The sequence below is a fragment of the Microbacterium sp. genome (assembly GCF_029263575.1).
Lineage (GTDB): Bacteria > Actinomycetota > Actinomycetes > Actinomycetales > Microbacteriaceae > Microbacterium.
The window spans coordinates 1-12,184 of sequence record NZ_JAJUFV010000003.1; the positions used below are offsets into that span (position 1 = coordinate 1).

The following is a 12,184-nucleotide window of genomic DNA, read 5'->3' on the forward strand; positions in this document are numbered from 1 at the left end:
CCCCAGGCCCTCGTTGAGCAGACGTCCCCAGTCGTACTCGGGTGCTTGCACGCCGAGTCCGAGGAATGACAGCCCGGCGAAGGCGAGCAGCGTGACGCTGGCGGATGCCGCGGCCTGCACGAGCAGCGGATTGGCGATGTTCGGCAACACGTGCTTGGTGAGAATCCCCACGGGCCCCACGCCGACGACGCGCGCCGCACGCACATAGTCCTGGTCGGCGACCGACGACGCCATGTTGTAGACGAGGCGCGTGATGCTGGGGATGCCGGCGAAGCCGATGGCGAGCATCGCCCCGGTCGCAGAAGCATCCCAGATGACCGTGAAGAAGAGCACGAGCAGCAGCCAGGGAAAAGCGAGGAGCATATCCATCACCCACACGAGCGCGCGGCGCGCGCGCTTGGGAAGAATGACAGCGGTCAGGCCGATGACGAGGCCACCCACGATCAGCATGGCCGTGGCGCCCAGGGTGAGCAGCAACGACAACCGTGCCGAGACCATGACTCTCGCGAAGATGTCGCGTCCGATGTCATCGGTGCCGAACGGATGCTGGGCACTCGCTCCCGACCAGCGCTCGGCGATGTTGCGTTCGGTGGCCGCACTCGTCCAGACATCGGGACCGATGACCGCGATCACCAACAGCACAGCGATGCCGACCAGGGCCGCGACGCCGGACACGCTGAGCCAACGCGAGCGACGGCGCCTCTTCGATGGGGCCGAGCGTGAGGTGGAAGCATCCGAGTTTCGGGGAACGATCGTCGTCATCTCGGCACTCACCCTTCTGCAATCGTGGTGCGCGGATCGATCGTGATGAGAATCAGATCGACGACGAGGTTCACAGCAAGAACCAGTGCGGCGTAGATGAGAACCATGCCCTGCACCATCGGATAGTCCTTGGTGCCCACGGCCGAGACGAGGGTGCTCCCGGTACCAGGGATCGCGAACACCGTCTCGATGATGACGGTGCCGGCGACAAGGCCCGAAAGCAACAGGCCACCGACCGTCAGCGTCGCCGTGATGATGTTCGGCAGCGCGTGCCGCAGCAGAATCAGTCGCTGGGGCAGTCGTTTTGCCCGCGCCGTTGCGATGTAGGTCGAATCGAGCACCTTGATCATCTCGACCTGCACGATGCGCGCGAGATACGCCATGGGGCCGAGCGCGAGGCCGAGCACGGGCAGCACCGCGTTCGATGCGTCGCCCCAGCCAGCCGGGGGGAAGAAGCCGAGCCACATGCTGAACAGGGCGATCAGCCCGACCGAGAGCAGGAAGTCCGGCACGGCGATAAGCACGCCGAGCAGTCCGGATACACCGCTGTTGAGTGCCCGGCCGCGCCCTCTGCGGGCCAGCAGCGCAGCGCCCATGCCGATGGGCAGCGCCGCAAGCATGGCGACGACGAACCCCAGGGCCGCGAGGGCCAGCGTCGTGGGAAAGCGCGACACGATCGTGCCGCTGACCGAGAGACCCGTTTGAATCGAAGTGCCCAGGTCGCCCCGCACGAGGCCTGCCAGATAGGTGAAGAGCTGTTCCGGCAGCGACTTGTCGAGTCCCAGGTCGGCACGGGTGCTCTCGACCAGTCCTGCCGGAGCAGTAGGGCCGAGAGCCGCCCGTACCGGGTCTCCCGGGACGAAGTGGATGAGGAAGAACGCGGCGAGGACCACGACCAGCAGACTGACGATCAGCCGCCCGAATCGCCGGATGGCGAAGTCGGTGCGCGGCGAACGCCGCAGCTGCTGCTCGCGCAACTGCAGCAGCAGCCCGGTCGGGGGTGGGCTCTGACGTGATTCGGTCGTGGTCATCGCTCGCGGCTCACTCGGTCATACGGATCGAGACCGGCTGCAGGTAGTCGGTGATCTCGAAGGTCGCGCCGGACATGTACGTCGGACGGATCGTTCCGGTCAGCAGCAACGTGTGGAAGTTCTCGACCACAGTCTTCTCCGCCTGCTCCCAGTATCCACATGCCTCCTCGGCGTCAGCCGCAGCACGTGCCTGATCGGCGAGGGCGTTGTACTCTTCGTCGTCGACACCCATGAAGTTCAAGCCGCCGTCCTCGGGGAAAGCACCACCGTAGAACAGATCCTGCGTCACCGGGCTTCCGACGCCGATCTGGATCCAGCCGGTGTCATAGTCGAAGGTCTCGTACAGGTACTCCGACCATCCGGCGCCGTCCATCGCGATCAGCTCGGTGTCGATGCCGAGCTCTGCCCAGTCCTCGGCGACCAGTTCGGCTGCCGAGGCGTGAGCGGTCGAGGTGGCGTCGTAGATGAAGTTGATGCTGAGCGGCTCGCCGTCCTTGCTGCGCATGCCGTCAGATCCTTCGGTCCACCCCGCCTCGTCGAGCAATTCAGCGGCGCGCTCCTGGTCGGTGCCAGGGCGCTCCCAGATCGGCTCCTCGCGGAAGCAGGTGAACGGGGCATCCGTGATCCACGACGTCAGCTCTTCTGGGCGTCCGCCCGAGACGACCTCGGAGGTGTCCTCGTGGTTGAATCCCAGAATGAGCGCCTCGCGGACCAGCGGGTCGCTGGTCGGACGGTCGGGACGCTCGTTGAACAGCATCTGCCCGATGGGGTTGATGATGCCGGCGTAGTCGTGGCCCGCCGCTTCGATGCGGTCCTGGTCCGGCCCTTCGACGGCGGCCGCGTTGAGCTCGCCCGACAGCAGCAGGTTCGCGCGGGTCGACGTATCGGTGACGACGCTGACCTCGATCGTGTCGGGGAGCCCGACCGTATCGCGGGTGATGTCGTTCGGGCCCCACGTGTAGTCGTCACGGGCGTTGAACACGTAGAGGTCAGCCTTCACATCGGTCAACTCATAGAGTCCGGTGCCGTTTGAGCCCTCTTCCAGGCTCGCGGGTTCCTCGAGTCCTGATTCACCGACCATCACGATGTTGCCGATGATGTTCGCGAGGAACGGGTCGGATGCTTCGGCCGTGACCTCGAGGGTCGAGCCGCTGCCGGTCGCCTGCAGCCCCGCCGGCAGGACATCGGCGAGAACCGTGGTGTTGGCCGGGTCGGCGTGATAGTTGATGTTGTCGGCGGCGACCTCGGCGGTGAGCTCTGAGCCGTCGTGGAAGGTCACGCCGTCTTTGAGTTCGAAGGTGACGGACTTTCCGTCATCGCCCAGTTCCCAGGATTCGGCGAGCCAGGGATACTCCTCGCCCTCCGAGTCTGTATAGATGAGCGACTCGTAGGAGTAGGTGATGACCTGGATCTCCTGCGGCTGTGTCGCGCTCATCGGGATGATGCTGCCGACCTCGGGGAAAACGGCGTGACGGAACGTGCCGCCCGAGACGTATTCGCCCGTATCTTCGCCCTCGGGCGACGCGCCGCCGCAGGCGGTGAGAGTCATCGCGAGGACGACGGCGCCGGCGGCGGCCGGTATCGCAGTGCTGTGCTTCATTGCATTCTCCTCTTTCGGGTGGTGATTGTGGTGCAGATCATGCTTTCTACGCTGGTGTCGGGGTTGCGGCACCGAGACGTGAAAGCGGGCCGGCGGCCTTGACCGAGATGTTCACGGTCGGGCGCGCCGAGTATGAGATGGAGGTTTCCAAGACGTCGACGACAGAGACCTGGAGCGGGTCTGCTCCGGCTTGGATGGCCTTGGCGATGGCCGCTTGGGATGCCGATTCGATAGCGGCCTCGCGGTCATCGAGCTCGGCGATCTGATCGGCTCGTCCGCCGGCGAGCGAGATCGCCGCGCCCACGGCGTTGGCGACGCCGCCGAAGTCGGGCCGGATCACCTGACCGATGCCGGCGACACGATCGGGCACGAGGAAACCACCGCCGCCGACGACGACCAGTGGCAGGTCCATGCGTCCCAGCGAGAGCCGTTCGACGGCCTCCTCGAGTTTGGCTGCGGTGACCTCCAGCGCACCGCCGAGTGCAGCCTTCGTTGCCCGCGAGATCTCCGGCAGTGTGCGGCCGGTAATGGTCGAACCGGCCAGGGCCGCGGCATCCGTCAGCGTGGGCGTCGATCCACCGAACAGCAGCGATTCACGATCGATGCGGTACCCGACGGACTGGGGGCCGACGCGACCGGAGGCGACGTCGACGACCGTGCCACCGCCGATGCCGACGGACAGGATGTCGGGCATCCGGAAGTTCGTCTGCACGCCGCCGATCTCACGCGGAAGTGTCGACTCGCGTGGGAAGCCGTTCACCAGCACGCCGAGGTCGCTCGTGGTTCCGCCCACGTCGACGACGATCGCATCCTCGACGCCGGAGAGATATGCCGCGCCGCGGATCGAGTTCGCCGGCCCTGATCCGATCGTGAGCACCGGGAACTGCTCGGCGTAATCGAGCGACATGAGCGTGCCGTCATTCTGCGCGAAGTACGTTGCCGCGTCGAGGCCCTCCTCACGCACGACGTCCAGCAGCGCGTGGGTGACGTCGTGGGCGACGCGGTACAGTGCCGCGTTGAGGATCGTGGCGTTCTCGCGCTCGATGAGCCCGGTGGGTCCGATGTCCTGACTGAGAAAGACACGAGCATCCTGACCGACGTGCGACCGGATGAGCGCGTCGACCTCGAGCTCCTGCTCGGGGAACGACGGGCTGAAGATGCCGCATACGGCGATGGCGTCGAATCGCCCCTCGAGCGAGTCGAGGAACCGCCGCACGCCGTCACGGTCGAGCGATGAGATCGGCGTGCCGTCGACCATGTGGCCGCCGCCGAGCATGGCCGATCCCGCGAGAACGCTGTCGGCGAGATCTTCCGGCCATGCGGTCAGCGGCGGCCACTCGGTTGCTGCCGGCGCCCCCAGACGAATCATCGCCACCTTGGCGAGCCCGCGGCGAGCGACGATCGCGTTCGTGGCGTGGGTTGTTCCGAGCATCACGCGCGAGATCTGGTCGCGGCGCACGCCGATCCGTCGGAGCACGTCGGCGATCCCGCTGCGGATGCCGCCGATGACATCTTCGGTGGTGGGCTGCTTGGTGCTTGCCACGACAGCGCCAGAGCGGTCGAGCACGACAGTATCGGTGTTCGTGCCTCCGACGTCGACGCCAATCGACATGTCTCGTTCGCGGATCATCGTGCGCTCTTTCGCTCGAAGGGGACGTAGGGAAGGTCGTAACCGAAGGCGACGGGGCCGGCCAGTTCCAGACCGCGCTCCGTACGCCACAGCGGATCGCATGCCCAGGCAAGGACGCTCACTCGCTGCCCAAAGCGCAGCATCTCGGTCGAGATGGCGTGTCCGGTCTCGGCGTCGACAATGGTGATGAGATCGGGCACGCTGGCGAGCACCTCTCCGTCCTCCAAGACGACGAGGTTCTCGTTCTGCAGCTCGATACGTTGCAGACGGCCGCGATCAGAACCCGTTCCCGTGACCGTCACAGACCCACGCACGAATCCGCCTTCGGTGCGGCGAGCGACGTCCGAGATCTTCCCGGTGATGAGAACGGATGCTTCGAGTTCTGCTGCGATCGCACTGACGGGCTCAGTCGACGACAGCAGGGCGTGCCCGACACGAATCGCCTGGCTGACGGTGCCTTCGATGACCGCTCCGGGAGCCGTCTCGGAGGTCAGAAGGTAGTGCGCTCCCAGGGCGATGCCGCCGGATGCAACAGTGGCGGCCCTCGCGTGACGTTCCAGCCATTTCAGATCGATGGTCTTCTTCACGGTGACGTTGCCGACCACGTCGCACTGCACCGCGAAGTCGCATGGGATTCCTGCGACGTTCGGGGAGATCATGGTCGCCTCGGGAAACGCCCGCCCCATACCGTCGGCGTTAAGGATCTTCAACCCCAGGCGTGCCGCCCAGCCGATCGGCGAGACACCGTTGCTGCCGCCGATCTCGGCAGGCATAAGGGCGGTGATCTTGCGCCCTGCCGCGATCTCGGCCTCGCGCAGCAGGGTCTCAGCCTGAGCAGACGACGACAGCATCTCGATGCCGACGGTGGGCGCGCCGATGCCCGACATCATGATCACCGCGTCATCTTCGGTGAGTTCGTCGGCACGAACGAGTTCTACCGGTCCGTGCTCGATGAGGCTACGCTCGACGATTCGCTCCGCGGCGTACACCGCGCCACCGCCACCGGTTCCGAAGATCGCGGCGCCCACGGCAAGCGCAGGCACATCCTCGGCCGTGACGTGTGTGAGCTCGCGGGTGACGGGCGCCGATTGCGCTGACGAAAGGGTGACCATGCCTCGACTCTAGGAAGCCGTTTTCGCGGGCACAATGTGCTGAGGACTTAGAGAATTCTTCTATATTGTGTTTATGGCACAGCTGACCATCACTGATCTCCTGGAACAAGGCGACCGCTTGGGCGTGCGGCTGATCGGCGGCCCCGCGACCGGCAAACCAATCGAACGGGTAGAGGTCGTCGAGCTGGAGACGCTCGCACGGCTGGCTCCGGGAACGCTCGGCATCATCTCCGGAGACACCTCGCCCGCGCCCTATCTCATCGACGTCGCCATCCGGCGAGCCAGCGCGCTGAAGCTATCAGGCATTGTGTTCTCGCCCGAGTTCATCCTCACCGAGACGGCCGGAGTTCTGGCGATGCGCGGCGAGATGCCGTTGCTCGTCTCGTCGGCCCTGCGCGGCACCGATCTCGCTGTCGCCATCGATCGCGTCCTCAGCGGCGGGGCGGCCGAGAGCATGACGCGGGCGTCGTTCGCCATCGAGCGAGCCGGGGAGATCGCCGCCGATCCAGTATGTTCCGTCGACGATATCCTTGATGCCGCGAGCGAAGCGCTGGGTGTGCCATTGCGCATGCGCGATGATCCGAGCGCGGACTGGAGCGACAGCAACGCCGTGTTCATCGGCGAAGTGCCGATCGGACGTGTGCACGCGGATGCGCCTGACCCGGCGGCATCCGTCGCTGTCCCCGTCATCGCCTCCTACGTCTCCCGGGCGTTGCAACGGCAGATGCGCGAGCGCTTCGCGCCGACCCAGTCGCGTGCTGACCTGATCGTCGAGCTCGTGCTTGCGGAGGCCGCCAGAGTCGATGCGTTCGTCGCCCCGGCGGCGCGACTCGGTCTGCCGCTGCAGCTCTCGCATTCCGCGGCGCTGCTTCGCCCGCGGCACCGCAGCGACCCCGATCTTCCCGTGCCGCATGCTCTCGCACCGGCGGTCGATCTGTATGCGCTCCAGCTCGTGGAAGAGCATCCGGAGCTGTGGCATGTCGCTCACATTCAGGACGACACGCTCATCGTGAGCACGGAAGAGCAGGGGGCCGGCGACCATCAGCGACGGCTGCGCGAGGTCGCTATCGACATCCAGCGCTATGCGCAGTCGCTCGCTGGAGAAGAGTGGACGTACACGCTCGGGCTCGGCACGCCGCAGACCGGTGCCGCCGGGCTACGACAGTCGGCTGCTGAGGCGCGGGTCGCCGCTGACTCGGCGATCGCCGCCGGACGACTCGGCGGCATCGAGACGACAGACGTCACGGGTCTGCGCCGCGTGCTGTTGGATTTCTATGCCTCACCGACAAGCCGCGGACTGCTGAACGACGTCCTGCATCCGCTCGACGAACTCGGCCCCGAGCGTTCGCTCACGGCTGCCCGGACCCTGATCGCCTATCTCGGCAATCGCAACTCCCTCGTGCACGCGGGTCGGCAGCTGAATCTGCATCCGAACGCCGTCGGCTACCGTCTACGCTGGATTCGCGAAGCACTCGAACTCGACCTCGACGACCCCGACATCCGCTTCGCCGTCGAGCTGGCATGTCGAGTGCGCCTCCTCGGCGAGACAGGAGCCTGACCATGCGCGCCATGATCATGAACGAGATCGCTGGCCCCCTTGAGATCACAGAGACCCCGCGGCTCCAACCGCCTGCGGGCGGCGTCGTGGTGGATGTGCGCGCCACCGGCATCTGTCGCAGCGACTGGCATGCGTGGGCGGGGCACGATGACATCGCACTACCGCATGTGCCCGGGCATGAGCTTGCGGGGGTCATCGCATCCGTCGGCACCGGGGTCACGAGGTGGGCCGTCGGCGACCGTGTCACGGTGCCGTTCGTGTGCGGATGCGGGGCCTGCGAGTGGTGTGCAAGCGGCAACGCGCAGGTGTGCCCCCATCAGCAGCAGCCCGGTTTCACGCACTGGGGGTCGTTCGCCGAGCAGGTCGCGCTGCACGCCGCCGACACGAATCTCGTCGCCATTCCGGATGCTGTGAGCTTCGAAGCCGCCGCTGCCCTCGGCTGCCGGTTCGCGACCGCATTCCGAGCTCTTACCGCGCGAGCCAGGGTCGTCGCCGATGAATGGGTGGTCATCGTGGGCGCGGGCGGGGTCGGGCTCAGCGCCGTCATGATCGCGAAGAGCCTCGGCGCCCAGGTCGTCGTCGTCGATCGCAGCACGGAAGCGCTCGAAGCCGCCCGCGAGCTCGGCGCCGATCAGGTCGTGGTCGCTGACGGGTCCAGCATTGCCGACCAGATTCACCAGCTCACCGGCGGAGGCGCGCATGTGTCCGTCGACGCGGTCGGAAGCGAGCAGACCTGCGCCGATGCGATCTACAGCCTGCGCCGGTTGGGCCGCCACGTGCAGATCGGTCTGCTGCCCACAGAGACAGGTCTCTCGGGTGTTCCGATGGCGCACGCGATCGCGTGGGAGCTCGCACTGCTCGGAAGCCATGGCATGGCCGCGAGCGACTACCCGGCGATGCTCGAGCTGATCGCGTCGGATGCCCTCCGGCCACAAGCCCTGATCGAGCGCACCGTCAGTCTCGACGAAGCCGCCCAACTGCTGCCGAAACTCGTCAGCGCGTCGCCTGCGGGCATCACCGTGATCGATCCGCGCCGATAAGTCGGGCGGGGCGATTCGGCGGGCGCCCCTCAGGCGCTTGCGTAATTGCAGGCGATCGCCGGCAGCTCCTCCGCCGCCGCAGACAATACCAGGGCGGAGTCTTCCTCGACGAGAGCGAGGTTGACCGCGCCCCCGACCGCCGATCCATTTCCCATGCTCATGGGGACGTTCGCGTACGGGTTCGCTGCGTTCCCCGCGCTCCAGATCCTGGGATGATTGCTTCGCCCGTTGCCGTCCACAACGAGAAAGCCCGTACTTGTGCGCTCGAGCGCGTCGGGAAGGCCGAGATCACGAGGAATCAGAGTCGAACCGGTGAAGACGGCATCCACCGTCGTTGCAACACCGTCGCGCGTCACGATGTCGAGTGCTCCGTCAGCTCGACGGGAGATGCGTTCGACGGGTTCGGCGTTCACCTGCGTCCCGCGCGCCTTCATGCGCTCAATCGCGGTCTCGTCGACGGCACCGGCATCGGCGATGAATGCCGTGAGGGTCGATGTCCACTGTCGCAGCAGTTCCGCTTGGAAGAGTCCCATCAGCGCCGTGGCGATGACCGCGATCCGCTTATCCCTCACCTCCCACCCGTGGCAGTACGGGCAGTGCAGGATTCGAGAGCCCCACAGCTGGGCCAACCCGTCGATCGGAGCCAGCTCGTCTACCGCACCGGTGGCGTTGATGAGCGTGCGCGTGGCGTAGCTTCCCGCATCCGTCTGGACGCGCAGACGGTCACCGTCGTCGTCGACGCGTGTCGTCGACGACGTGACGAACGTGACGTCGTACTGGGCAAGCTCGAGCCGTCCACGCCGCCGGAGCTCGTCGGGTGCGGCCCCATCGAAGCCGACCACTGCGTGCATGTGCTGCGTGAACCGATTTCGGGGACTCTCATCGTCGACGATCAGGATTCGGCGGCGTGCACGGCCGAGCATCATCGCCGCGCTGAGACCGGCGGGGCCGCCACCGATGATGGTGCTGTCGTAGAGGTCATTCGCTGTCATCGCTCCATCGTCTGCGGGTCTCCTGCGGAGGACCTAGCGAGGTTGCAGATCTGCAAATTCTGATCCTCAGCGACAGGGGCGTCGTCAGATATCAGTGAGGTGGACGCGTCCGCCGTGCCTGCCGTAGATGGCGATGATCTCCGCCGGAATGTCTTCGCGGGCGTTGCCGATCCAATGCGAGGTCTTCGTGTCGAATTCCGCCGCCTCTCCCGCCTTCATATCGGTGACCTGGTCAGCGAGAACGAGTCGCACCTGCCCCGAGAGGACGTAGAACCACTCGCGGCCCGAATGCGAATGGAACCGCGCCGGCGGCAGGGCTGAGACCGGCGGATAGATCACCTTGAACGCCTGCAGCTCGCCCCGATCCATCCCCAGCGGCACGAAGGTCAAGCCCTCTCGCCGAACCGGTCGAAGGTGCACGCGCGGGTCGCCGTGCGCGGGTGCGGCGACGAGTTCGTCCAGCGGCACGCCGTACACGCGCGACAGCGGCAGCAGCTGTTGCAGCGTGGGCGCCACCTGCGAGGTCTCCAAGCGCGAGAGTGTGCTCGCTGTCAGGCCGGTTCGATCCGACAGTTCCGCCAACGTGTAGCCGAGCGACTTTCGAAACGCGCGCAGTCGGTCGCCGACGGCGTCGAGCACTTCGTCCTCCGACACGGCCGCCTCTTTCGATTCTCATTGCAGATTCGGGATACAGCTTCCAGAATAGGATGCCGGTGGGTCACGGTGGGCTGATGCACCGCCATACTTCGACTGACTCCGGCTACAGCACGCGCGAGGATCTCGATGCACGAATCGAGCAGTATCGCGAACTCATCCTGGCTAGCCTCGACGGGCTCACAGAGGCACAGGCCCGCGCGACGTCCGCCCCGGCAACGCCCTCGCTGCTCGGCGTTGTTCGCCATACCGCGTATGTCGAAGGCGTGTGGTTCGGCGAAGCCATCACCGGCCGGTCGCGCAGCGAACTCGGCCTTCCCGTTGCCACCGCCAACTCCTGGAAGACCCGCAAGACCGACACAATCGCATCCGTCACCGCGCACTGTCGGGATATTCATGAGCGATCCCGACAGACACTCGCGCCATTGGCGCTCACCGACGTCGTGCACGGTCGCGGCGCGCGTACGATACTGAGCCTGTACACCCACGTACTCAGCGAGATCGCTTGGAATACCGGACAGATCGATGTCTTGCGAACACTCGCACTCTCACGAGGCTCCGCCGATTAGCGCCGGGGCCGGCGGATCGTCTGGGTCATCCCCACAGCGTCGCATGAAGACGCGCCCACTCTCCAGATCAGACAGCCCGGCTCCTCAGCCCACGCCACCACCCAATTCGGCCCGCAACTGCGCTCCGTGCTCCCCCAGTGCGGGCGCACGTCCCAGCTGCGGGGTCCCGTTGGTGCCGAGTGCCGACCGCGCGACGGCCACGCCGTCGTCGTCGAACACGAGACCGAGCGCGGTGGCCTGCGGGCCGCGCGCGGCATCTTCCGGCGAGCGCACGCGCGACACGAGGACGCGTGCGGCGCGCAGAAGTTCGGTGATCTCATCGAGCGTGAAGTCGGCCACACGCGCCGCCATGATGTCTTCGAGTGCCTCACGCCCGGCCACACGCTGCTGGTTGCGCGCCCAGCGTTCGCCGCCGAGCGCCTCATCGAGCCCGAGGGCAGCGACGAGTCTCGCGAACATCGCGTCGTTTGTCGCGCCGAGCACGGCATGACCGTCGGATGCTCGGAACGAGCGGTACGGAACGATCGAGGGGTGCGAGCTGCCCCAAGGCTTCGACGGAGGGCCACCAGCCGAGGTCGCTGCGATCACCGTGCCCAGGGAGCTGATGGCAGTGGCGAACAGCGAGAATTCCAGGCGCCGCCCCTGGCCGGTCCTGCCGCGCTCGATGAGCGCCGCGAGCACACCGTTGATCATCGACATGCCGGTGGCGATGTCAACCATGGCGACACCCGAACGCACCGGGTCGCCACCCTCGTAACCGGTCACATGCATGAGCCCCGACTCGGCTTCGACCGTCACCGCGGTGCCGGGCTCAGCAGCCAGCGGACCGTTCTGCGAGAAGCCGCTGATCGAAGCGTAGACGAGCTTCGGGTAGCGCTCGCGCATGCGGTCGGCACCGATGCCGAGACGGTCGGCGACGCCGGGGCGGAAACTCTCGACCAGCACATCAGCGGTGCCGATCAGCCGATCGGCGGTGTCCCGGTCTTCCGGGTCGGTCAGATCGAGTGCGATGCTGCGCTTGCCACGGTTGATGGCGTGGAAGTACGCACTCGCGCCGTGCACGAACGGCGGTCCCCAATGCCGCGTCTCGTCACCGATCTCGGGCTGCTCGACTTTGATGACATCGGCGCCCAGCTCGGCGAGAGTCATCGTCGCATAAGGTCCGGCAAGCAGTCGCGTGAAGTCGATGACCCGGATGCCGTCAAGGGGGCGGTAAGACATGGCCCTGACACTATC

The 12,184-nt window shown here is 66.4% G+C and carries 11 protein-coding genes; 3 read left to right on the top strand and 8 right to left on the bottom strand.

Going from position 1 to position 12,184, the window contains the following annotated elements:
* The 5 genes from Q1J95_RS00425 to Q1J95_RS00445 all read right to left on the bottom strand — a co-directional run.
* The coding region (locus Q1J95_RS00425; RefSeq protein WP_300264929.1) for an ABC transporter permease at positions 1-762 on the bottom strand (762 nt) is incomplete at its 3' end.
* Positions 763-770: 8 nt separating this feature from the next.
* The gene (locus Q1J95_RS00430) at positions 771-1,793 is read right to left on the bottom strand and encodes an ABC transporter permease (protein WP_300264932.1); all 1,023 of its coding nucleotides are present in this window, start codon (positions 1,791-1,793) and stop codon (positions 771-773) included.
* Between the two features lie 10 nt (positions 1,794-1,803).
* Positions 1,804-3,393 carry an ABC transporter substrate-binding protein gene (locus tag Q1J95_RS00435; RefSeq protein WP_300264935.1) on the bottom strand — a complete coding sequence of 530 codons (1,590 nt, stop codon included), beginning with the start codon at positions 3,391-3,393 and terminating at the stop codon, positions 1,804-1,806.
* A gap of 46 nt (positions 3,394-3,439) precedes the next feature.
* Positions 3,440-5,023 (bottom strand): hydantoinase/oxoprolinase family protein, encoded by a 1,584-nt coding sequence (locus tag Q1J95_RS00440; RefSeq protein ID WP_300264938.1) that lies wholly within the window; start codon positions 5,021-5,023, stop codon positions 3,440-3,442.
* A complete protein-coding gene (locus Q1J95_RS00445) occupies positions 5,020-6,135 on the bottom strand; it encodes a DUF917 domain-containing protein (RefSeq protein ID WP_300264941.1) in 1,116 nt (371 codons plus the stop codon). Before Q1J95_RS00445 ends, Q1J95_RS00440 begins: the two co-directional genes overlap by 4 nt.
* A gap of 73 nt (positions 6,136-6,208) precedes the next feature.
* Between Q1J95_RS00445 and Q1J95_RS00450 the strand changes: the two genes are divergently transcribed.
* Complete coding sequence (locus tag Q1J95_RS00450) at positions 6,209-7,693, top strand: CdaR family transcriptional regulator (protein ID WP_300264944.1); 1,485 nt, start codon at positions 6,209-6,211, stop codon at positions 7,691-7,693.
* 2 nt (positions 7,694-7,695) lie between these two features.
* Positions 7,696-8,733, top strand: coding sequence for a zinc-dependent alcohol dehydrogenase family protein (locus Q1J95_RS00455; RefSeq protein ID WP_300264947.1), 1,038 nt, complete (start codon positions 7,696-7,698; stop codon positions 8,731-8,733).
* Between the two features lie 29 nt (positions 8,734-8,762).
* On the opposite strand, the gene Q1J95_RS00460 is transcribed toward Q1J95_RS00455, so the two are convergent.
* The gene (locus tag Q1J95_RS00460) at positions 8,763-9,725 is read right to left on the bottom strand and encodes an NAD(P)/FAD-dependent oxidoreductase (RefSeq protein ID WP_300264949.1); all 963 of its coding nucleotides are present in this window, start codon (positions 9,723-9,725) and stop codon (positions 8,763-8,765) included.
* 84 nt (positions 9,726-9,809) lie between these two features.
* On the bottom strand, positions 9,810-10,379 hold the full coding sequence (locus tag Q1J95_RS00465; protein WP_300264952.1) for a helix-turn-helix transcriptional regulator: 570 nt from the start codon (positions 10,377-10,379) through the stop codon (positions 9,810-9,812).
* Between the two features lie 77 nt (positions 10,380-10,456).
* Here Q1J95_RS00465 and Q1J95_RS00470 point away from each other — a divergent pair, with 77 nt between their 5' ends.
* On the top strand, positions 10,457-10,948 hold the full coding sequence (locus Q1J95_RS00470; RefSeq protein ID WP_300264955.1) for a DUF664 domain-containing protein: 492 nt from the start codon (positions 10,457-10,459) through the stop codon (positions 10,946-10,948).
* Positions 10,949-11,032: 84 nt separating this feature from the next.
* Here Q1J95_RS00470 and Q1J95_RS00475 read toward each other — a convergent pair whose 3' ends face one another.
* On the bottom strand, positions 11,033-12,169 hold the full coding sequence (locus Q1J95_RS00475; RefSeq protein ID WP_300264958.1) for a CoA transferase: 1,137 nt from the start codon (positions 12,167-12,169) through the stop codon (positions 11,033-11,035).
* Between the last annotated feature and the right edge of the window lie 15 nt (positions 12,170-12,184).

Bases quoted from the DNA above. Each gene is read 5' to 3' on its own strand.
- Q1J95_RS00430 (WP_300264932.1), bottom strand. From the start codon at position 1,793: ATGACCACGACCGAATCACGTCAGAGCCCACCCCCGACCGGGCTGCTG.
- Q1J95_RS00435 (WP_300264935.1), bottom strand. From the start codon at position 3,393: ATGAAGCACAGCACTGCGATACCGGCCGCCGCCGGCGCCGTCGTCCTC.
- Q1J95_RS00440 (WP_300264938.1), bottom strand. From the start codon at position 5,023: ATGATCCGCGAACGAGACATGTCGATTGGCGTCGACGTCGGAGGCACG.
- Q1J95_RS00445 (WP_300264941.1), bottom strand. From the start codon at position 6,135: ATGGTCACCCTTTCGTCAGCGCAATCGGCGCCCGTCACCCGCGAGCTC.
- Q1J95_RS00450 (WP_300264944.1), top strand. From the start codon at position 6,209: ATGGCACAGCTGACCATCACTGATCTCCTGGAACAAGGCGACCGCTTG.
- Q1J95_RS00455 (WP_300264947.1), top strand. From the start codon at position 7,696: ATGCGCGCCATGATCATGAACGAGATCGCTGGCCCCCTTGAGATCACA.
- Q1J95_RS00460 (WP_300264949.1), bottom strand. From the start codon at position 9,725: ATGACAGCGAATGACCTCTACGACAGCACCATCATCGGTGGCGGCCCC.
- Q1J95_RS00470 (WP_300264955.1), top strand. From the start codon at position 10,457: ATGCACCGCCATACTTCGACTGACTCCGGCTACAGCACGCGCGAGGAT.
- Q1J95_RS00475 (WP_300264958.1), bottom strand. From the start codon at position 12,169: ATGTCTTACCGCCCCCTTGACGGCATCCGGGTCATCGACTTCACGCGA.